The organism is Georgenia wangjunii (genome assembly GCF_036421975.1).
GTDB classification, from domain to species: domain Bacteria; phylum Actinomycetota; class Actinomycetes; order Actinomycetales; family Actinomycetaceae; genus Georgenia_A; species Georgenia_A wangjunii.
Genome location: NZ_JAZGON010000007.1, coordinates 139,904 through 160,716, shown reverse-complemented (window position 1 = coordinate 160,716; position 20,813 = coordinate 139,904). Strand labels below are relative to the sequence as shown.

At 70.1% G+C, this 20,813-nt stretch carries 17 protein-coding genes; 5 read left to right on the top strand and 12 right to left on the bottom strand.

The window, feature by feature from the left end:
• Positions 1–374 precede the first annotated feature (374 nt).
• The 3 genes from V2J63_RS11815 to V2J63_RS11805 all read left to right on the top strand — a co-directional run bounded on the left by V2J63_RS11815 (position 375) and on the right by V2J63_RS11805 (position 5,578).
• On the top strand, positions 375–1,091 hold the full coding sequence (locus V2J63_RS11815; protein ID WP_331231240.1) for an AAA family ATPase: 717 nt from the start codon (positions 375–377) through the stop codon (positions 1,089–1,091).
• A gap of 45 nt (positions 1,092–1,136) precedes the next feature.
• Entirely contained in the window at positions 1,137–3,656 is a 2,520-nt protein-coding gene (locus V2J63_RS11810) for a S8 family peptidase (protein ID WP_331231239.1), read from the top strand.
• Positions 3,657–4,618: 962 nt separating this feature from the next.
• Positions 4,619–5,578, top strand: coding sequence for an NYN domain-containing protein (locus V2J63_RS11805; protein WP_331231238.1), 960 nt, complete (start codon positions 4,619–4,621; stop codon positions 5,576–5,578).
• A 494-nt stretch (positions 5,579–6,072) separates the two neighbouring features.
• Here V2J63_RS11805 and V2J63_RS11800 read toward each other — a convergent pair whose 3' ends face one another.
• Positions 6,073–7,194 carry a tyrosine-type recombinase/integrase gene (locus tag V2J63_RS11800; protein ID WP_331231237.1) on the bottom strand — a complete coding sequence of 374 codons (1,122 nt, stop codon included), beginning with the start codon at positions 7,192–7,194 and terminating at the stop codon, positions 6,073–6,075.
• Between the two features lie 380 nt (positions 7,195–7,574).
• On the opposite strand from V2J63_RS11800, the gene V2J63_RS11795 reads away from it, so the two are divergent.
• Both V2J63_RS11795 and V2J63_RS11790 read left to right on the top strand, forming a co-directional pair.
• Positions 7,575–8,216 (top strand): hypothetical protein, encoded by a 642-nt coding sequence (locus V2J63_RS11795; RefSeq protein ID WP_331231236.1) that lies wholly within the window; start codon positions 7,575–7,577, stop codon positions 8,214–8,216.
• Positions 8,213–8,791 (top strand): OmpA family protein, encoded by a 579-nt coding sequence (locus V2J63_RS11790; protein ID WP_331231235.1) that lies wholly within the window; start codon positions 8,213–8,215, stop codon positions 8,789–8,791. Before V2J63_RS11795 ends, V2J63_RS11790 begins: the two co-directional genes overlap by 4 nt.
• A 127-nt stretch (positions 8,792–8,918) precedes the next feature.
• On the opposite strand, the gene V2J63_RS11785 is transcribed toward V2J63_RS11790, so the two are convergent.
• From V2J63_RS11785 to V2J63_RS11735, 11 genes are all read right to left on the bottom strand, one after another.
• Positions 8,919–10,151, bottom strand: coding sequence for a phosphopentomutase (locus V2J63_RS11785; protein ID WP_331231234.1), 1,233 nt, complete (start codon positions 10,149–10,151; stop codon positions 8,919–8,921).
• Positions 10,148–11,323, bottom strand: a complete 1,176-nt coding sequence (locus tag V2J63_RS11780; protein WP_331231233.1) for an alanine racemase — start codon at positions 11,321–11,323, stop codon at positions 10,148–10,150. Before V2J63_RS11780 ends, V2J63_RS11785 begins: the two co-directional genes overlap by 4 nt.
• 9 nt (positions 11,324–11,332) lie before the next feature.
• On the bottom strand, positions 11,333–12,454 hold the full coding sequence (locus V2J63_RS11775; RefSeq protein ID WP_331231232.1) for an aminotransferase class I/II-fold pyridoxal phosphate-dependent enzyme: 1,122 nt from the start codon (positions 12,452–12,454) through the stop codon (positions 11,333–11,335).
• Complete coding sequence (locus V2J63_RS11770) at positions 12,451–13,422, bottom strand: phosphotriesterase family protein (protein ID WP_331231231.1); 972 nt, start codon at positions 13,420–13,422, stop codon at positions 12,451–12,453. Before V2J63_RS11770 ends, V2J63_RS11775 begins: the two co-directional genes overlap by 4 nt.
• 14 nt (positions 13,423–13,436) lie before the next feature.
• Positions 13,437–14,843, bottom strand: coding sequence for a YhfT family protein (locus tag V2J63_RS11765; RefSeq protein ID WP_331231230.1), 1,407 nt, complete (start codon positions 14,841–14,843; stop codon positions 13,437–13,439).
• Entirely contained in the window at positions 14,840–15,205 is a 366-nt protein-coding gene (locus tag V2J63_RS11760; protein WP_491062042.1) for a DUF2620 family protein, read from the bottom strand. Before V2J63_RS11760 ends, V2J63_RS11765 begins: the two co-directional genes overlap by 4 nt.
• A complete protein-coding gene (locus V2J63_RS11755) occupies positions 15,202–15,579 on the bottom strand; it encodes a hypothetical protein (protein ID WP_331231228.1) in 378 nt (125 codons plus the stop codon). Before V2J63_RS11755 ends, V2J63_RS11760 begins: the two co-directional genes overlap by 4 nt.
• A gap of 7 nt (positions 15,580–15,586) precedes the next feature.
• Positions 15,587–16,501 carry a GntR family transcriptional regulator YhfZ gene (yhfZ, locus tag V2J63_RS11750; protein WP_331231227.1) on the bottom strand — a complete coding sequence of 305 codons (915 nt, stop codon included), beginning with the start codon at positions 16,499–16,501 and terminating at the stop codon, positions 15,587–15,589.
• Positions 16,502–16,648: 147 nt separating this feature from the next.
• Entirely contained in the window at positions 16,649–18,961 is a 2,313-nt protein-coding gene (locus V2J63_RS11745) for a beta-xylosidase/alpha-l-arabinosidase (RefSeq protein ID WP_491062238.1), read from the bottom strand.
• A 37-nt stretch (positions 18,962–18,998) separates the two neighbouring features.
• Complete coding sequence (locus tag V2J63_RS11740) at positions 18,999–19,898, bottom strand: carbohydrate ABC transporter permease (protein WP_331231226.1); 900 nt, start codon at positions 19,896–19,898, stop codon at positions 18,999–19,001.
• Positions 19,895–20,797: a carbohydrate ABC transporter permease gene (locus tag V2J63_RS11735; protein WP_434056321.1), complete on the bottom strand. Its 903-nt coding sequence runs from the start codon at positions 20,795–20,797 to the stop codon at positions 19,895–19,897. The genes V2J63_RS11740 and V2J63_RS11735 overlap by 4 nt, the downstream gene beginning before the upstream one ends.
• Positions 20,798–20,813: the final 16 nt, after the last annotated feature.

Here is a 20,813-nt window from a genome sequence, read left to right as displayed (position 1 = left end):
CGCTGCCAGACACCTTAGTCTGATGGATGCGGCCCCACTTCAGGGTTGAAGAGTGCGTAGAGAGGCGGGATGTGGCACGAAGTTCGCTGCTGAGATCCCTGTTCGCCTCGTGGGCCTCAGGGAGCGACTCCGCCTTCCTAATCGCCGCTCGTTCAGTCATCGAAGACGAGCGTCGCAAGGGCCACCGCCTCCTGGCGACAGAGTTGGAGGATGCGCTTAGCGACTCCCGTCAGCCTGGCGCTCGCGAATCATTGTCGTTGCGGCCTGTGCCGAAGGGGCGTGATGAACGCCCTCTGCTGAGTCTGCTCAAGGCGCGGTGGTCGTTCGCCGACTTAGCGTACTCGGACGACGTAGCCAGCGCGTTGGACGACCTGGTGCAGGAGAACGAACGTCGGTCGCTGCTAGTCGCGCACGGCCTGCGGCCTCGCCAACGGGTGCTGCTTGTCGGCCCGTCGGGTTCCGGGAAGACGGCGGCCGCTCACGCGATCGCAGCGCAGTTGGGCCTCCCTGTCGCGTCTGCCAACTTGGCTGCACTGACGTCGTCGTACCTTGGAGAAACCGCTCGCAACATCGAAGCGGTCGTCCGCTTCGCGGAGTCAACCCCCTGCGTGCTGGTGCTTGACGAGTTCGACGCCCTCGCATCCGAGCGCGCCACTCCTGGGGATCACGGTGAGTTACGTCGCGTAGTGGCGACGGTGCTGCAAGCGCTCGAAGAAGTGCGCGGAGAATCGCTCGTGGTTGCGACTACTAACCATCCTCAGATGATGGACTCCGCGGTTTGGCGTCGCTTCGACGAAGTGATCCGACTGTCACATCCCTCCCTAGCAACGATTCGGCGGCTTCTCGCTCTGCGCCTGAACGGCCGTGCGGAGGGACTCGACCTCACTGCTTGGTCCCGACGCCTACGGGGCTCGTCGGCAGCCGAAGTTGAGCTGATCTGCCTCGATGCTCTGCGCCGCTCCGTTATCGAGGGGTCGACTCAGGTCTCAGACGCGCAGATTGAAGTGTCGATCGTGCGGCTCCGAGCGCGGCAGAAGGCAGTGCAGGCATCTCACCGCCAGGAAGACGCAAGTAGCTCACAGGTCCTATAGCGAGTCCCCCGTCCCGCTACCCGGGTTTGGGCATACATTCTTCCTGTGACGCAGGCAACCTTCGAATTTCCTGAGACCGCGCACTCACATCTCCGGCTCACCCGGCAGGTCCCGTCCGGACCGCGGGCGATGAAGGGACTCACGTTCGCGCCGACGGTGCGCCATCCCGACCAGCCCAAGCACGCTAGGACATTGCGGGATGACCTCACGCAGTTGCGGGCCATTCACGCTAGTCGTAGGAACGTCCTAGGTGTCAGCCCTGAGAACGTGGCAGTGTTCGAGTTCTCCGCTCCGCCGGATGAGAGCCGGTTGAGCGGCGCGGGCCTGACAGTCCTCGAGTGGTTTACGGATCGCGTTGTCGTCACCGCCCCTGGAGATCCCGGGATGGCCGGGCTGATTGAGCGCCTCGACCAATACCAGACCGGCCCCCGCCCGGCCGTTGCCGCCACCGACGGGGACCCCTCGGCAGAGGGGACCGTTGACAACGGAGAAGCGGATGCTCCGCCACGGCCCGCCCCGCACCAGGGACTGTTCGATGTGATCGAACACGTTCGTGCGCTCAGCATGGACGAGGTCCTAACTCCCGCGGCGAAAGAAGCGATCGCATCGGGGAGTATGACCGAGACGCTTACGCTCGACTTGCAGTGCTGGTGCCCAGAGGACGAGAAGGACGCGCGGCTGCGTCAGGAGCGCACGATGGCCGCTGTGAAGGCGGGTGGTGGCTCGGTGCTCGACAAGACCTTGCGACACCGCAGCGGCCTGTCGCTGATCCGTGTCGACGTCACGGCGTCGCTGGCCAGCGAACTCGTGCAACTTCCTGACGTGCGCCGGGTCGATCGCCTTCCGCGACCGGCGAGGACGCACGCAGAAGCGATTCGCGGAGGCGCCGACCTGTTACCGCTAGCGCTGGCGCCGGCCCGCGACTCCCCACTGATCGCAATAGTCGACAGCGGTGTGCGGTCGTCGCACCCACTTCTGAGTCCGGCGTTCGTGGGATCTTTCGCGGTCCAAAGCCTTGAAGCGGAACGCGACGGCAGCGGCCACGGCACGTTCGTGGCCAGTCTGGCGCTATACGGCAGTCTTGAACCGCTACTGGACCGCCCCAGTGAGCCTGTCACGCCTGCGGGCCGATTGCTCAGCGTGAGAGTCCTCGCCGACAACAACGAGTTCCCGCAGACCGAGTTGTGGGAGAACGACCTGCTGTGGGCACTTGAGACCGCTGCCGCGGAAGGTGCACGCATCATCAACCTATCGATCGGCGACCCGAGGCGACCATATGTGCCAGCCCGCCCTACACCGCTGGCCGCGGCGATCGACGAAGTCATCCGGCGACTCGACCTAGTAGTGGTCATAAGTACGGGTAACACCACCGCGCATATCCACGACATTGAAACACAGAACTACGACTTCACCGCCAGACTCCTCGACTTCGACGACACCGGGATGTTGGACCCCGCGACCAGCGCGCTCGCACTCACCGTCGGTGCGCTCGGGAGCGATGATGGGCAAGGCGCCCGAGAAGCTCGCACCAACATCGACGCTCGCCCTTTCGGCGCGGCTAACGTGCCGTCACCGCTGACCCGTAGGGGCCCAGGAGCGTCGAACATGATTAAGCCGGAGCTTGCCGCGCCCGGCGGCCACCTCGTCCATATCGATGCTGATCGGTACCCGCGTCTGTCGGTGTCCACCGGCGTCCTCGGTGCCAACGGAACTGATCCCGACAAGGTTCTCTCGGTCGATGTCGGGACTAGTTATGCCGCTCCGCTGGTTAGTTACATCGCCGCCCGCGCGCTCGGGGCGAATCCCGGGCTGTCCTCACGAGGGGTACGAGCACTCGTGCTCTCCTCGATCCACCCCCTGGGCCCATACCTGCTTCCCGCCAACGCATCCAGCGCGGAGCAGCAGCGTCGCCTCAACGGGTACGGCCGGGCTGACGCCGAGCGTGCCGCACACTCCAGCGACCACCGCGCGGTGCTTGTCGCGGAGGAGTCGCTCCAGGTCGATAACGTCCATTTATACGTAGTCCCCATTCCGTCAAGCTTCTTCGATTCCAGCGGCTGGCGCCGCGTGACTGTCGCCGTCGCTTTCGACCCCGAGACGCGGTCTACACGGCTGAACTACCTCGGCTCGAGGATGCAAGTTCACGTGTACCGCGGAGTAACGGTCAACGCAGTCGCCGACGCCTATCTCGCAGAGCGCCAGGCGCCAGTCAGTGCGCAGGAGGTTGCCGAGGACGATTCCCCCGACGACGCCCGGGTGACTGGACCAGCGGCGATTGCTCAGTTCCAGTTGGAACTGCAGCCGGTGCCGAAGTTTCGGAGCCGCGGCGCTCACCTGTACGGCACCGCACTGCGAAAGACGCGACTCGATCGCTCGGACGGGGAGGAGTACGTCATCGCCGTGCAAAGCTTGAACCGATGGCGCCCCCCTGAATCCATAGATCGTTACGCGCTAGCCGTCGTGCTAGAGCGGGACCGCGATCACGCACCCATCTATGGCGAACTCTTTGCCGCCCTGGACATCGAAACACTCGCCGAGGTCCAAGCGGAAGTCCGGCTGCAGTAGTCCGACTCGCGCCGCACCTTTGGGTGCACCCTCATGCACCAGCCGAGCGACGTCGCGGGTCTCCAGACTGTGGAGGACACCTGCGGAACCGAACAGAGACGACCCTGCTCGACCTTCCTCGTCACTCCTGCCGGACCATCGCGGACTCAACTGGCGCCTTGTCCGGGAGGCCGGGCAGGCGGGCTTCGAAGCGTAGGGGGCCGTCGCGTTGGGGGGTTAGGACGATCTCAACCTCCTCGACGCAACGTGTGCCGTATGTGATCACCTCTAGCAGCTCGATGCGGGTATCTCGCCGACCAACTTCTGACAAGGTGCCGCCAAAGGTAGGAATGACAACCCCATCTGGCCCCGCTGTGCTGGGGCGGATTCCTGTCACACCTACCTCGTCGCGCTCGACAGTCTCGGCCCGGACACAGTTCCTTGAGCTCGTGCGTGTGGCTCTGACCGAGATGTTGGCCACCCAGAACCTGGATGAGGTCGGCGTCGCCGTGCTGTGCCGGGAGCCAACGGTTTTAGTGTAGGGATTCCTCCCCGGCTTTGACACTGCGCAGGGCGTCGACGCCGCGGTCTCAGATGCGATCGATCATTGCGGCGGCGATGACCCGGTTGCCGAAGACACCGGCTGCCGGCCTGGGCGGCTGCGGCCGTGACTGGGGACCTCCGGCGCCCATGCTGGGGTGTCTCCGCGATCGGCGGCCCTGCCTGGCGCGACCTGCCAGCGTTGCCGCACCCATCACGACGCGAGCCGCATAAGTCGCGTGCCTGAAGATTCGTAGCGAGCCGCCAGGGCGATGCTGAGGAGTGCCAACGCGTGGTGAGAACGTGGCAGCTCGATCGGCATGCCCACCTCCATTCCCGATACACCGTTGCCGGTGAGGCGGGAGGATGCTCGCCTGGCTGTTCAGTAGCACTGCGCGACGGATCATCCGCCGCGCGCGTGACATCTCCAACGGGGGGGCGAAGTGGCCAAGCGCACAGCGGCGATTTTGATCGACGCCGGCTACGTCTGGAAGCAGGTGGCGAAGGCGGTCGGGAAGCAACACCGCAGTGACGTCTCGCTCAACGGTTACGGTGTACCTCTGGTAGAGGCGCTCGTTGAAGAGGCCGAGGGCGATGACATGCGCATTCTGCGCACCTACTGGTACGACGGCGCGCCTGATCGGATCCCGAATATCCAGCAGCGCGCTGTGGGCCGGGCACCGCGAGTCAAATTACGTGTGGGCAGTATGAGCAATGGCAGGCAGAAAGGCGTGGACCGCCTCATTCAACGCGACATCCTTGCTCTGGCGCAGAACAAGGCTGTGAACGATCTAATAATCCTCACCGGGGATCAGGACATGGAGGAGGAACTCGACATCGCAGGTCAGCACGGGCTGCTGATCCACGTGTGGGGTGTCGCCGACCGTGAGCAGCAGCACCAGATTTCCGGTCGACTTCTGCGAGTTGTCGACCACTGGAAGGTGCTGCCTGCGCACTGGGCGGCGACGTTCGTAGCGGACGAGACTGGAAAGAGCGTCGTTGACGACGTTCCCATTCCAGTCCCGTTGACATCCGAAAGCCAACTCGACGCCTTTCGTCATCGTGTTCTCGGGGCAACAGTTGAACTTGAAACGGCAAACATGGCCACCGAGATAGTCCCATGGAGCTCGGCCCAATTGCGGGAGGCGGGACGTGCCGCTTACGACGCCTTGAGCGAACAGTATGGAGCTGAGTGGACCGCTGTACGCAACGAGGTGGCATCGAGCACTTGGCGAACGACGAACGGTGACATCGTCCGTTCCATCCCTGGTCGGTATGACACCGAGCTGCTTGACACTGTCGAAGCGATCGTGGGTCAGCCGCTGTCTGACCCGTCTCAACGCGTGCACGTTCGGAATGGCTTCTGGGCCCGATTCGACGAGGACAACAGCCCGGCGCCTTGAAAAGGCTACCTTGACGCCCTGACCTGCCGGGAGGCTTCGGTTCTGTGGTGCGGCTCATTCTTGGCCTACTTCACCACCCACCGCTCCTCCGACGGCGGCACCGAAGCCATCAACGAATCATCGAACTCCATCGCTGCCTCACCCGCGGCTACCGCAACCCGGCACAACTATCCTCCGCATGCTCCTCGCCGCCGGCGGCCTCACACCGTGATCCCCACCGAATGAAACCACTGGCACCTGTTCGTGCAGCAGTCCCAATCCTCTGGTCGTTCGGTCTGGGCACCGTCGCCGATGGTGGCTTTACGGGTCTTTTCCCGCGCGATCCCGCGCAGGCCCTCTTGCCGCATGGGGCGTTCGACGGTCACCGGGCGACGTTGATGCCTTAGTCGCTCCTGACGAATCGGCCGTGCCCAGACCCATCCCAAGGAGTTCTGCGACGACATCGTGGTGGTCTACCGAGTTGACTTCCATGCGCAGCGGACGCGAACCAGGTCCTACGCCTCGGCCAGAGCCGAGAGCGCGTCGGCCATCTGCTCATCACGTGCCGCCACAGCGTGCTGGTAGCGCATGGCGATACCGGGTGTGGCGTGTCCGGCTCGAGCCTGGAGCTCGGCCAGCGTTGCGCCTGCCTGCGCCAGCATGGTCAGCCCGGTGTGCCGCAGATGGTGGAAGCGGAGTGACTCGGGGAGCCCGGCGCGTATTGCTGCTCGCTTGAACGTGTCGGCGAACGTGGGGCTGTAGATCTGCCGGTCGATGCCGGCGCGCGCGGGGAACAGCAGCCCGTGGCTGCCCGGGTTCGCATAGGTAGCGAGGTGTTCGTCGATGGCGGGTCGGATGTGCGGAGGGATGGCCACGGCGCGGACGCCGGCGTCCGTCTTTGGTGGTCCGACGATCGGCTGGGAGTTGACCCACGTCACTCCCCTGCTGATCTGCACGGACCTTTCGCCGATGTCGCCGCGTCTCAGCTCGAGGAGCTCGCCGGAGCGGAGCTGGCACCAGGCGCCGAGGTAGATGCTCAACCGCAGGTGGTCCGGCATCTCCTCGGCAAGGGCGCGGACCTCGGCCGGGTTGAGGACGACCGGCTGGACGACGGCCCGGCTGCCGCTGCCTCCTCGGATCCGGCATGGGTTCGTCGGGACCAGGCCGTCGTCGACGGCGCTGTTGAGCATAGTCTTCAGGAGCGCGTACGTGCGTGCACGGAGCGTGGGGCGATGCGGCAGGAGGCCGGCGAACCAGCGCTCGACCTCTTCCCGCGTGATCTGCGGCAGTGGTCTTGGCCCGAGGGCCGGGAGGATGTGCCGGTCGAGGTAGTGGCGGTAGACGTGCGCGGTCGTGGGGCGCAGCGGTTCGCCCTTGGAGTTGCGCCTGCTGACGAGCCAGCGCTCGGCGTACTCGGCGAGAGTCACCCGGGAGGCGATCGTCGCCGGTCGGAGGAGACCTTGGACGATGAGGGTGCGTTGGGCGGCGAGCCAGTCCTGGGCGTCGACCTTGCGCGCGAACGTCGTCGGCCCGTTGACGTACTGCCGGGGGAAGGCGTCGGGCACCTGGTACCGGGCTCGGTACCGACCTGAGGGCAGCTTCGTGATCTGTCCGAACCCCGCCCGCTTGCCTGCCATCTCGGCCCCCGCCGTGTCGCATACGTGTCGCATACGTGTCGCACACGTGTCGCAGCGAACGATACACGGCACGTAACTCGGGGGTCGTCAGAACGCGGAAAACGCGGTATCTGCCCAGGTCAGAGGGACAATCGATGACATTCGGCGACACGCCGTTCATACCCGGGTAATCGCTTCGAATCCTACTCGGGGCATCGTCGTAACCGGTGCTCTGCCGTGGCGCGCCGCGCCGGGCGCACAGCGGGCGGGCGGCGGGCGGCGGGCGGGCGCAAGCAGGCTGCCCGGCAGTTGCGCGGCGGGCGCACGGCGAAATAGCGATCAACAGCACCGCCGTCGGACGCCTGGCCGCTAGCCTGAGCCGACCTACCGAGGAGACGGCGATGAGACGGACACGACCGAGCGGCGCGAGACGGGCACGACCTGCCGTGGCGGCGGGCGCCGCGGCACTGGCCCTCGTGCTGGGCGGGTGCAGCGGGGACGACGCCTCCGACGACGCCTCGACCGCGGAGCAGGCGACGACGGCCGAGGACTCGAGCGGGAAGCCAACGGCGGACGACCCGTCCGGCGACGACGCTCCCGGCGCGAGCGGCGCGGCGGCCCGCGACATCGATCCCGACGACGTCCTCGCCGAGGTTTCCTACATCCTCCCCGGCACGGAGGACGAGGTGACGGTCGGCGTCCTGCCTCTCGAGGTCGAGGGTGACGTCATGACTCTGCGCCTCGTGTTCACCCCGAACTTCGCCTCCGTCGAGGACGACGAGCCGGTCGCCGTGTACGACATGTACCCGAACAACGCCATGAAGTTCCGCCCCGTCCTCGTGGACCGGGAGAACCTCAAGGAGTACTCCCCCGTCAGCAACATGGCGTTCGACTGGACTGCGAGCACCGTCGAGCTCGAGGCCGTCAACGGCGAGCAGGTCGTCTGGTGGGGCGTGTACGCGGCGCCCGAGGACGACATCGACACCTTCGACCTGCGGCTGCGCGACTCGCTGCCCGAGTACACCGGCATCCCGGTCCCGTGAGCCACCCCGCCTCCCGCCGGCCACGGGCCGCCGCCGCTGCCCTCGCCGCCGCCGTCGCGATGACCGGTGCGACCGCCCTGGGCGCCGCAGCGGAGTCCCCCGACGACCTGCCCGCCCCCACCGCCGACCAGCTCGCGGCCGCGGTGCACGCCTGGGACCCCGCCGGCTCGGTGCAGCAGTGGCAGGTAGCGGGCAGCGTGCGCTCGCTCGAGACCGTCGAGACCGAGGGCACGGAGACGACGATCTCCCTCGCCACCGACATCCTCTTCGCCTCGCAGAGCTACGACCTGCCGGCCAGCGCCGCCCCGCGCATCGCCGAGCTCCTCGCCGACGTGCCCGAGGGCGCCGCCGTCCAGGTGCACGGGCACACCGACTCGCTCGTCGGACCGATCCCCAACGACGAGCTCTCGCGCAACCGCGCGCAGGCCGTGGCCGACGTCGTCGCCGCCGCGCGGCCCGACCTCGCGCTCGAGGTCGCGGGCTTCGCGGACGCCGAGCCGGCCGTGCAGGAAAACCCGGACGACCCGAGCACGTACGCCGCGAACCGCCGCGTGGAGATCGTCTACGGCGACTGAGTGGCTCTGCCTGCGAGTCGGGCGGCCGACGACCGCTGTCCGGGCCCCGGGGCGCCCGCCTCCACGACACGACCACCGGGCGGCCCACCGTGGCCCACCGTCGCACCCCGGACACCGGACCGGCCCGCTACGGCCGTCCGGCGACCATGAGGTCCGTCGGGCGACCGTTGCCGAGGGCCGTCGGGTCCAGTCCGAGCGCGGCCGCGACGGACGCACCGACGTCGGCCAGGGAGGTGAGGACCTCGCCGACCCCCGTGGCCGCCCGCCCGGGGGTGACGGCGAGGACCGGCACGTACTCGCGCGTGTGGTAGCCGTGCCCGATGAGCGGGTCGTTGCCGTGGTCCGCGACGACGACGAGGAGGTCACCGGGGTCCCGCAGGGACGCGACGAGCTCGGGGACCGCCGCATCGACCATCTCGAGCATGGTGACGAAGCGGCCGGGGTCCTGCTGGTGGCCCGCGAGGTCGGTCTGCTGGACGTTCGACACGACGAGGCCCCCGCCGGTGGCCGCCCGCAGCGTGTCGGTGAGGATCTCCTCCGTCTCGACACCGGGCAGGCGGGTCACCTCCGCGTCGGTGACGAGGATGTCCGCGGCCTTGCCGACGAGCGTGACCGGCAGCCCCGCCCGCGCCGCAAGCTCGGGCAGCTGGCGGCTGTGGTCGATGTCCGCGCCGAGGTGCTGCACCTGGAGCCCGCCGTTGCGGTAGAACCCGCTGGCCGGGGTGTCCATGCCGATCGTGCCGAAGTCCCCCGGCCGCACGGACTCCGTGAGGGGCCGGTCGGAGCGCCCACCGACGGCGATGACCCGCGCGACGGGCGCGACAGCGCGCACTGCTTCCGCGGCGGCGAGGATCTGCTCCCACGGTACGAGCTCGAGCCGCGCCGAGACGTTCCAGTTGAGGCCCGGGTCCGCCTCGAGATTGTCGTGGACGAGCATCGCGTCGTCGACGACGATGACCGGCTTCCCGTCGAGGAGCGCCGTCCGGTGCCCCGCCTCCTCGAGGGCGGCGCGCACCTCGTCGATGCGCTGGCTCAAGGGGCAGACAACGACGCGGGACATGTCCGCGCCCATCATCGTCTGGTGCCCGGCGAAGGTGTCCGCGCCGGGGTAGCCGAGTGCGCTGCGGCGGGCGGTGGCCCGCACGCCGGCGGTCTCGATGGCTAGCCCTAGGTCGGGCCGCAGGGCGGCGAGGCCCAGGCCGGCAAGGTGCCGGACGTCCAGCTCGCGCCCACGCGTCTCCCGCGCCCAACGCACCAGGGACCCGAGGGTGTCCGCCCGGGCGTCCTCGGTCCGCAGCATGCCGGCGTCCCCCATCGCCCCGATGCCGAACCCGTCGAGGACGAGCACCGTCGCGGTCATACCGTCTCCTCCGGGACCGCGTTGCCGAGCGAGTCGAAGATGCCGTCGACCACCGGCCGGCCGCTGGCGATTCCCGAGACCACGGCCACCCGCGAGCGGGTGACGAAGATCTGCGTGCGGAACGCCATGAGGGCGACCTCGCCCAGCACGGCCGGCTCAGACCCTGAGTCGAGGTCGAAGCGCCTGTAGTAGTCGATGTTCTCCCCGGGGGCTGTGGCGAGGTGGCCGCGGCGGGCGCGGTCGCCGGAGCCGACGAGCACGTTCCTCGCGCGCCCGCGGGCGTAGAAGCCGCCGCCGAACAGCGCCGCCCGCGGCCCGACCTGCGCCACCTCGGAGACGTAGACGAGCGCCGGCCGCTCCTCGAGGTCGTCTCGGACCACGTGCTCGGGAGTGGTCCCCGTGAGGGCGTGCCCCGGCTCGACGTGCGTCGCGCCGGCCGCGGCCAGGAGGGGGATCGTCGAGCAGCTCGAGTGGCTCGGCAGGCTCACGACGGGCTCGACCCCGTAGGCGCGCATGACCTCTGCCGCCGCCATGACCCGGTCGAACGTCGGGGTGAGCGTTGTGACGCCTGTGCGCGCGTCGAAGAGGACGCACGGGAACCCGGTGACACCGGCGACCCGCACGTGGGCGAGCCGGGACGCACGCTCGAGCACGGCCAGCACGTCCGCCGCCTCGATGCCGCCCTCCTGGCCGGGGTACGTCGTCTCCGGGTCGCCCGCGATCCGGAGGATGACGTCCTGGACGGTCCCGAGCTCGGCTGCGGCGGCGTCGACCGCCTCGAGGTTGGCGACGTCGTAGACGGTCGCGTACGCGGGGCGGGCGGACAGGACGCGGGGCAGCGAGCGGCGCGGGATCTGGACGAGGTGGCCGACGTTGCCGAGGCGGGCGCCTGCGCGGAGGAGACCGGACACCTCGCGGACGTCGATCGCCGCGGCGCGCGGGATGGCTTCCGCGATCGTCGCTGCGAGGAGGGGGTTGCGCCCGATCTGCTTGACGACGAACCACGGCACGACGCCGTGCGCAGCCGCCGTGCCCGCGATCGCCCGGGCGTTCTCCGCGACCGTGTCGCGGTCGATGACGTAGGTGTCGGGGTCGATCTGCCCGCGGGCATGGAGCTCGTGCGCCACGTCGATGAGCGCGGGGTTACGGTGCTGGGTCGTTTCGAGGAACACGGGAGCCTTTCAGGCCGCGAGAGACCGGCGGAGGATGTCGACGACGAGGTCCGCGCTCGCGCGCATGGGGTTGATCCGGAGGGTCCAGTCGCGCAGCTCAGGCTGGGCCTCGAGCGTGGAGGAGGACATCCGGTACACCATCGGCGCGATCTCGTACCGCGAGTTCGAGCCGACGGGGTACGGAGCGGCACCGTTCTCCGCGGCGCGGCGCCGGACGTCGTCGGCGGTGGGGGTCTCGAGGAGGGCGACGACGCACAGGTCCTGGACGTTGGCGACGGCGGCGTCGGCGATGCCGGGAACGGCCCCAGCCCTGAGGGCCTCCGCTAGGCGGTAGACCTCCTCCGACTGGCGCGCCCAGTTGAGGGGCGCCGAGACGAGGGCCTGGAGCGCCGCGATCGCCTGGTGGCCCTGGACCTGGCCGCCGCCGGAGTAGTTGGCCGCGTGCGCGGCGGCGACGACGTCGGCATCCCCGAGGACGACGCCGACGCCCTCCGGGCCGTGGAGCTTGAAGAGCGAGAAGGCCGACGCGGCCGCGCCGTGCTCGACGCCGATCCCCGGTGTGCGTACGACGGCGTAGTTCTCGTCGACGACGACCCGGCGGCCGTGCTCGCGAGCGAGCGCGACGACGTCCATGGGGTTGAACGCGTCGGAGAGTCGCTGCCGGGTGTGCTGGACGTACACCCACCGGGGGCTCGCCGGATCGGCGAGCGCGGCGGCGATCGCGTCCGCGTCGTCCATGTCGACGCGGACCGGCTCGACGAGGGCGTCGCGGAACGTCGTCGCCGTCGTCGAGTAGTCGGGGGCGTCGTGGAGGAGCAGCCTGCGCTCGCCCTCGCGCCAGGGGCCCGCCGAGAGCGCGGCGCGGATCGCGCCGGTGCCGGCCCCTTGGACGAGGCACGCGTCCTCGGCGCCGAGCGCCTCGGCGAGGACCCGCTCCACCCGGGCGGTGGTCTCGGGCCGACCGAGACCGGGGACGACGCCGACGTCCGCCCGGAACAGGGCCTCCCCGGGCAGCGACGCGCACGTCGCCGCGACGAGCCGCTGCTGCAGGGCGAAAGCGCCAGCGGTGTCCAGCGCGGGGAGCGGGGTAGTGGCCGGCAGGGTGGGGCGCCCCGCGGTGCTCGGCGTCATGCCGTCAGTCCTTTCGTGTGCGTAGCGCCACCGGTGGGCGGCGTCCCGACGTGGTCGCGCCCGCTGAGCCAGCGCAGCGCGTTGGCGCGGTAGAGGTCGCCGAGGGTGGTCTCGTCCACGCCCGCCGCCCGCAGCCGGGCGGCGAACGGGCCGAGGACGTGCCGGAAGCCCTGACCGCCGTGGGCGGTGAGGTAGCCGTGGCGCGAGATGTCGTTGCTGAGGAGCACGTGGCGACCGAGGCCGCGCTCGAGGAGCGCGAGGACGAGCCGCAGGCGCACGCCGTCCGGCTGGTAGGAGTCCTTGCCCGCCGTGTCGAACGCGACGTACGCCCCGGCCTCGGCGAGGGCCACGTGCTGGGCAGTGGCGTCCGTGAGGTCCTGGTGGCCGATGCTGATCCGCTGGGGTTCGACCCCAGTGCCGAGGAGCAGGTCGAGCTGGGCGAGCGCTCCGCGACCAAGATGGGCGTGCGTGGACACCGGGCGGCCCGTCGCGACGGCCGCGCGGCCCGCAGCGAGCAGGCTCACCCGCTCCGCGGTGGACGGCTCGTCGCCGTGCGTGCCCACCTCGCCGATGACGCCGGCGAGGGCGTCCGTGCCGTCCAGGCCCACGGTGAGGTCGGCCACGAGGAGCTCGGTCGCGGCGCCGACGTCGTCCCCCGGCTCGCGCTCCGGGTGGAAGCGCTCGTAGTACCACCCGGTGCTGGCCACCACCGCGACGCCGGAGCGCTGCGCGATCGTGCGCAGCGCCCCGACGTCGCGGCCCATGCCACGGCACGTCTGGTCGACGACGAGCGCCAGGCCCTCGTGCTCCCTCGCTGCGGCAAGCTCTGTGCTCACGAGGTCGGGGTGGTCGAGCACGCCGGCCCGGTCGGTCTCGGTACGCAGGTCGATGGCGAGGTGCTCGTGCGGGAGCACGACGCCGTCGACCTCCTCCGGCGAGAGCGGGCCGTCGACGGTCTGGATCGTCATGATGCGCCCCCCGCTCAGCCGGCAACGGGGGTGAACAGCCCCACGAGGTAGAGCAGGTTGAGCACGATGCCGCCGACGATGACGGCGGCGGGTCCGGCGGCCATCCGCACGACGGGGCGGCCGATCGCGTCGTTGAGCAGGTAGAGCCCGCCGACGATGAAGATGCCGAGGCCACCACCCATGGCGAGGGCCGCCATGAGGGAGCCGACGAGGATCGCGACCTGGAGGGACTCGTGGATGGCGTTGCGGATGTGGTCGGCCGAGTCACGCACGGAGGGCCAGCGCTGCAGCCACTTCCCGAGGGCGCTCAGGGCGATGACCTCGGCCCAGAAGATGAGGGCGCCGACGACGAACGCCACAGCCAGCGCGACGGCGGGGTTGTCGATGACGTGCCCGAGGAGGTATCCCGCCGGGTAGACGAACGTGAAACCGGCTAGGGCGTACGCACCTGAGGCGAGCGCCGTCGTGGCGATGAGGGGGATGAACCCGAACGCCCGATAGAAGTCGACCTGGGCGGCCTCGACGATGTTGCCGTCGGCGATGAGGAAGCTCGTCGCCTCCCCGCCCGCGAAGATGTGCGTCGCCGACAGCGCCGCGACGAGTCCGCCGAGGATCGCGAGCCAGGGCACGTTCTTGCGCAGCCGCTCAGCGTTCGGGCCGAAGAGCTGGTTGACAGCCTCCTCGGAGGAGGCCTTGGCGGCGGCCACCTCGACGCGGGTCGCCTCGTCCATGCCGGCCAGCGCTGCGACCTCCACCCGCTTGTCGGAGCGGTCCTTCGTCAGGGCGAAGACGAGCAGGAGGATGACGCCGATCGCCATGGCGAGGGAGCCGGCGAACATGCTCGGGAAGAGGACGGTGGAGGCGACGATGACGGCAGCCTCGGCGCCGAACGTGATGAGGCCCCTGGTGCGCCCGAACTGCCGCGCCACGGCGATGACGGGGAACATGGCGAAGAGCCACAGGATCGGCGTGCCGATCTGCTGGAGCGCCGTGATGAAGTCGACCGGGAGCTGCTGGGCGGCGCTGTTGACTGCGGAGAGTCCGTAGGCGCACACCGCGCCCCACGCGAGCCCGGCGGCACCGGCGAGCCACCGCCACGGCGCGAGCAGGCCGAGGATCTCGGCAGGCAGGAAGATGAGCCACGGGTTGAGGACGCCGGTCGAGAGCGCCATGGGCGCGCCGAGGCCGAAGATGAAGCCCGCGGAGAGGCCGAAGACGATCGTCGCCGTCGCCATCCGGCTCGTGTTGCCGCGGATGAAGTCGAGCATGAAGGGGCGGGCGCCGTCGTTGAAGACTGCGAGCCCGTAGTGGGCGATGACCGCGGCGAAGGCGGTCGTCACCATGACGATGACGGACTGCCACGTGGCGAAGCTGACGCTGCCGCCCGCGTCGGCAACGGCGGAGAGGACGGGGGTGATCACGAGTCCGATTCCTTACGCATGAGGGCGTCCCACAGGACCGGAACGGCCTCGGCGATCTGGTCGACGGAGAAGCCGAAGGCGACCTTGCCGGCTGCGAGCGCCGCGTCGACGCCCTCCGCCGTGGGGACGTGACGGGCGAAGGTGTGGCACTTGTCGCCGCCCAGCATCCCGACGAGGACGCCGAGGCTCGCGCCGGCGCCCGTGTGGCACGTACCGAGGTAGTAGTCGGCTTGCCCCGTCTTCAGCTTGATCGCGGCGTCCATGTCGCTCCCCACGACGACGACGTCTGTGGGCCGGACAAGGGTCTTGAGGACGTCGGCGACCTGGGACTTGCCGACACCTCCGGCGATGATTCTCATCAGTTCTCCTTTGAAAGATGCTGTGCGAGCACGGCGAGGTGGATGGTGAGGTACTTCACCTCGGCGTCGGGCAGGGCGCGGCCGAGGCGCTGGCGCGCCCGCTCGGCGAGTGCGCCGGCCCGCGCCAAGGCCGTCGGGTCCTCCGTGAGGACCTGGTCGAAGACGGCGTCGCTCGGGGCGTCAACCGGGTCCTCGTCGCCGAGGAGCCGGCTGAACGCCATGACGGCGTGCGAGACGAACATCCCGGCGCTGTCGTCGCTGAGGCGGCCCGCCGGGTCCACGCGGACGAGCTCGTCCTCGACGAGGTCGACGACGCCGGCGGGGACCTCGTCCATCGTGCGGAAGAGCTCGAGGCGCTGGCGGAGGGTCGGGTCCATGGTTCTCCTAGTAGGTGGGCGTGGTGCGGCCGTCGACCACGCCCGCGGCGATCGCCGTGACGGCGGGGTCGGTCAGGGCTTCCCGGACGCCGACGGCGACGGGCTGCTCCTTGCGCATCCGCACGACGACGGCGCGTGTGTTGTCGATGCCCGCCGCCTGCGGGAGCGGGTGGACGTCGATGGGCGCGGTGATGTGCGCCCGGACCTCGTCGGCGTTCCACACGGTCGCGTCGATAGCGCCGGAGTGGAACGCGTGGTCGAGCTGGTTGTAGGAGACCTCGACGAGGCGCTCGGGGGGCAGCTCGCCGAAGACCTGCTCGACGAGCGCGAGAAGGTCCGCGGACGAGCGGTCGACCGCGACGCGCAGCGTGGGGTCCTGCGGGTCGCGCCCCTCGCTGACGATGACGCAGTGCGAGTGCACGTAGGTCTCCGGCCCGAAGTCATGGACGACCTCGACGTCCGGCTCGTACGAGGCGGCGAGTGCCGAGAGGACGACGAGGTCCGTGCGATCCTCCCGCAGCGCCCCGACCCGCTCGACGGAGCCGCGCATGAACATGAGCGACATCGGGATGCTGTGGTCCCGGAACGTCGCGTGCAGGCCCGTCGCGAGTCCCTCGTAGCGTCGCGAGTACGGAAGCGGCATGGCGATGGTGACGGTGCGATGGCCGGCGAGCTCCCACAGGAGCGGGTGGTCGATGGCGTCGATGAACGTCCCGAGGTGCCCGCGCGAGCGAAGGGCGAGGGCACCCGCCTGCTCGAGCGCGGCAAAGGCGGCCTGGACGGTGCCCTTGCCGCAGTGGAGCTGGGCGGTGAGTCCCTCGACATTCGGGATCCGGTCGCCGAGCTCGTACCCGGAGAGCATCTCGGCGAGCTGCGCGGTGACGTATCCGACGCGAGACATGAGGATCTTCGGCAGGGCCATGCATCGGACAGTATCCGGATTACTGGATTCTGTCACGCGCCGATGTGACGCGCGCCGCTCCGGGGGTCACGACGGCGATGCACGACGACCGCGTGAGCCCATTCCCGGACGAGGCGGGGCCGTCGCCGGCCCCCGCCCCCCGGTGGGTCAGCGCGTGACGACGACGTCGGACCACCTCTCGTCGTCGACGGTCACCTCGTGGACGTCGCCGACGAGCTCGACGCGCCCCTCGAGCACCCGCTCAGCGCACGAGCGCCCGATCCACAGGTCGACCGCCCCCGGCTCGACGACCCGGCGCATCCGCCGGTCGCTGAACGCGAGGCGCGTCGTCGGCACGGTGAGGTCGACGGTGGCGCTCTCCCCCGGCGCGAGCTCGACCCGCGCGTAGGCGAGCAGCTGCGCGACGGGCCGCGTGATCGAGCCGACGACGTCGTGCCCGTAGAGCTGGACGACCTCGACGCCCGCCCGGTCGCCGTCGTTGCGCACCGTGACGCGCACCCCGATCGACCCGCCGGTGGGGACCTCCTGCTGGCTCACGCGGAAGGCCGAGTAGGCGAACGAGGTGTACGACAGCCCGTGCCCGAAGGGCAACGCGGGCAGCGTCGGCACGTTGCTCACGGACGACGCGCCGCCGAGCCGGGCATGGAGGTAGGAGTAGGGCTGTGCGCCCGCCGAGCGCGGCAGGGTGACGGGCAGCCGCCCGGACGGGTTGACGCGCCCGGACAGGACGCCCGCCACCGCCGCGGCACCCTCCTCGCCCGGGAAGAACGCCTGGACGACGGCGGCGCACCGCCCGAGCGCCCAGTCGACGGCGTAGGGGCGGCCGGTCACCATGACGAGGACGACCGGGGTCCCGGTCGCGAGGACCGCCTCGACGAGCTCGCGCTGGACGCCGGGCAGCTCGAGGTCGTCGCGGTCGCAGCCCTCCCCGCTCGTCCCGCGACCGAAGAGCCCGGCCTGGTCCCCGACGACGACGACCGCGACGTCGGCCTGCGCGGCCGCCTCGGCCGCCGCCGGGATGCGGGACCGGTCCGCGTCGTCGACGGCGCATCCGTGCGCGTACGTCACCGTGGCGCCGGCGAGCTCGGCGCGCAGCGCGTCGAGCACCGTGGGCACGTCGATGCCGAGCTCGGTGCCCGGGTGCTGCCCGAGGACGTGGTTGGCGAAGGAGTAGCAGCCGAACAGCGCCTCGGCGCGGTCGGCGTTGGGGCCGACGACGGCGACCCGGGCGGGCTCCCGCAGCGGGAGGGTCCCGTCGTTCGTGAGGAGCACGACCGACTCCTCCGCGAGGCGGGCGGCGAGCGCCCGGTGCTCCGCCGGGTCGAGGTCGACGTCGCCGTCGGGCTCGGCGGAGAAGTCGTCGTCGAGGAGGCCGAGCGCCTCCTTCTCGCGCAGGACCCGCGCGAGCGCCCGGTCCACGAGCGCGACGGGGACCTGTCCGGACTCGACGGCCGCGGTGAGCGGCGCGAGGTAGGCGTTGCCGGTGGGCAGCTCGACGTCGATGCCCGCGGCGAGCGCCTGGTGCGCGGCGTCGGCGAGGTCCTCCGCCACGGCGTGGAGCGTGTGGAGGAAGGCGACGCCGAAGTAGTCGGCGACGACCGTGCCGTCGAAGCCCCACCGCTCGCGCAGGAGCCCGGTGAGCAGCTGCGCGTCGGCAGCGGCCGGCATGCCGTCGACGTCCGTGTAGGAGTGCATGACCGAGCGCGCCCCGCCGTCGAGCACGGCCATCTCGAACGGGACGAGGAGGACGTCGGCCACCTCGCGCGGGCCCGCGCTGACGGGGGCGAGGTTGCGCCCGGCGCGCGAGGCGGAGTACCCGACGAAGTGCTTGAGGGTCGCGATGACCCCGGCGCTCTGCATGCCGCGGACGTAGGCGGTGCCGACGGTGCCGACGAGGTAGGGGTCCTCGCTGATGCACTCCTCGACGCGACCCCAGCGCGCGTCGCGGACGACGTCGAGCACCGGGGCGAGGCCCTGGTGCACCCCGAGGCGCGCCATGCTCTCCCCGATCGCGGCCCCGACCTGCTCGACGAGGTCCGCGTCGAAGCTCGCGCCCCACGACAGCGGCGCCGGGAAGGTCGTCGCCTTCCACGCCGCGAGCCCGGTGAGGCACTCCTCGTGGGCGATGGCCGGGATGCCGAGGCGGGTGCGGGTGACGAGCCAGCGCTGGGCGTCCCGCAGGGCGCGGCGCCCGACGGCGGGCTCGACCGGCCGGGTCCCGAAGACCCGGGTGAGGTGGCCGAGCCCGTTCGTGGCGAACGTCTCGAACTCCGGTGCCGTCTCCCCCAGCATGGCGTCCTGGAGCGGGGCGACGACCTCGCCGTCCGCCCCGGCGCCCACCCACAGACCCACGATCTGCGCGAGCTTCTCCTCGAGCGTCATCTCGGCCATGAGCGCGGCGACGCGCTCGCTCGCCGGGGCCCCGGCTGCGCGCTCGGTCCACACCTGTACGTCTGCCACGGTTCTTCCTTCGTTCTCTGTGTGATCGGGGCCGAGATCAGCCCTTGACGGCGCCCTGGAGCCCGTTGACGATGCGCTTCTCCATCGCGAGGAAGAAGACGAGCGCGGGGATCATCGCCAGCGACGTGAAGGCGAGCACGCCCGCGGTGTCCTGGGCGTACTGGCTGGAGAAGCTCGCCACCCCGAGCGGCAGGGTCTGCGCGGCCGGGTCGTTGAGGATGAGCAGGGGCAGGAGGTAGGCGTTCCACGACGCGACGAACGCGAGGACCCCGACGGTCACCATCGCGGGCCCGGACAGCGGGATGAGTATCCGCCAGAAGAAGCCGATGCGGGAGGTGCCGTCGAGCATGGCCGCCTCCTCGAGCTCCTTGGGCAGCGCCATGAGGAACGGACGCAGGATGACGATCGTCATCGGCAGGGCGAACGCCGCCTGCGGCAGCGCCACCCCCCAGAACGTGTTCGTCAGGCCCATGTCCCGCAGCATGAGGAAGAGCGGGATGATCGCCACCGTCAGCGGGAACAGCAGCCCGAGGGTGAACATGAGGTTGAGCGCCTCGCGTCCCCGGAACCGGTAGCGCGCGAGCGGGTAGGCGGCCATGACGCCGAAGACGACGACCATGGCCGTCGTCACGAGGGCGACGATGGTGGAGTTGAGGGCGAAGCGCCAGAACGCTCCCGACGTGAGGACGTTCGTGTAGTTCGTCAGCACCCACGGGTCGGGCAGGCCCACCGGGTCCGCGGCGAGCTGCGGGGTGGACCGGAAGCCGCCGAGGATCGCGTAGATGACGGGGCCGAGGGTCGCGGCGAGGACGACGAACGCCGCGGCGTACACGAGCGGGTTGCCGCCGCGGAACGCGTTGCTGCTGCGGCGCCGGCGGGGCGTCGTACCGAGGACCGCCGGGCGGCCGGGCGCCGGGGTGGTGACGGGGGCGCTCATCGCTTCACCTTCCGCGGGGCGGGGGCGTCGGGGTTGTCCCGGCGCAGGACGAAGAACTGGTAGAAGGCCGCGATGACGAGCGAGATCCCGAAGAGGAGCACCGCCACCGCGGACGCGTAGCCGTACAGGCTGCGGTCCGTGCCCTGGTTGATGAGGTACGTCGCCATCGTCATCGTCGAGTTGGCGGGTCCGCCCTTCGTGAGGATCCAGACCATGTCGAAGAGCTGGAGCGACCCGATCATCGACAGGAAGCCCCACGTGCGGATCGTCGGGCCGAGCAGCGGGATCGTGATCCGGCGCTGCACCTGCCACCACGACGCGCCGTCGAGCTGGGCTGCCTCGTACAGGTCCGTCGGGACGCCCTGGAGGCCGGCGAGGAAGAGGATGATCGCCAGCCCGAGGTACTTCCACGTGAGGACGACCATGACGGTGTAGAGCGCGACGTCCGGGTCGCCGAGCCACAGCTGGCTGAGCCCGCCGAGCCCGAGGGAGTCGAAGAGGGCGTCCACGAGCCCGCCCGGCTGGAGCATCATGAGCCAGATGACGCCGGCGACGACCTCGGCCAGGACGTACGGCACGAAGATGACGACCCGCATGATCGTCCGGCCCCACATCTCCCGGTTGAGCAGGAGCGCGATGGCCAGGCCGAGCGGGAGCTGGATGAGGATCGACAGGACGACGATCGTGAGGTTGTGCATGACGGCGTCGGTGAAGACGTTGTCGCGCAGGGCGCTCGCGTAGTTCTGGAACCCGATGAAGTCGTCGAGCGGGCCCAAGCCGTTCCAGCGGAACGTCGAGTAGCGCACCGCCTGGACCACCGGGACGACGACGAAGACGGCGAACAGGGCGAGCGCAGGGCCCACGAAGAACGCGATCTCGAGCCGCTTGCGCCCGGACATGGAGAGCGGACCGGAG

What these genes read in the sequence shown, in the direction of transcription:
- V2J63_RS11800 (WP_331231237.1), bottom strand. Translation starts at nt 7,194, where the DNA reads ATGGCAGGCAAGCGGGCGGGGTTCGGACAGATCACGAAGCTGCCCTCA.
- V2J63_RS11795 (WP_331231236.1), top strand. Translation starts at nt 7,575, where the DNA reads ATGAGACGGACACGACCGAGCGGCGCGAGACGGGCACGACCTGCCGTG.
- V2J63_RS11785 (WP_331231234.1), bottom strand. Translation starts at nt 10,151, where the DNA reads ATGACCGCGACGGTGCTCGTCCTCGACGGGTTCGGCATCGGGGCGATG.
- V2J63_RS11775 (WP_331231232.1), bottom strand. Translation starts at nt 12,454, where the DNA reads ATGACGCCGAGCACCGCGGGGCGCCCCACCCTGCCGGCCACTACCCCG.
- V2J63_RS11770 (WP_331231231.1), bottom strand. Translation starts at nt 13,422, where the DNA reads ATGACGATCCAGACCGTCGACGGCCCGCTCTCGCCGGAGGAGGTCGAC.
- V2J63_RS11755 (WP_331231228.1), bottom strand. Translation starts at nt 15,579, where the DNA reads ATGGACCCGACCCTCCGCCAGCGCCTCGAGCTCTTCCGCACGATGGAC.
- yhfZ (WP_331231227.1), bottom strand. Translation starts at nt 16,501, where the DNA reads ATGGCCCTGCCGAAGATCCTCATGTCTCGCGTCGGATACGTCACCGCG.
- V2J63_RS11740 (WP_331231226.1), bottom strand. Translation starts at nt 19,898, where the DNA reads ATGAGCGCCCCCGTCACCACCCCGGCGCCCGGCCGCCCGGCGGTCCTC.
- V2J63_RS11735 (WP_434056321.1), bottom strand. Translation starts at nt 20,797, where the DNA reads ATGTCCGGGCGCAAGCGGCTCGAGATCGCGTTCTTCGTGGGCCCTGCG.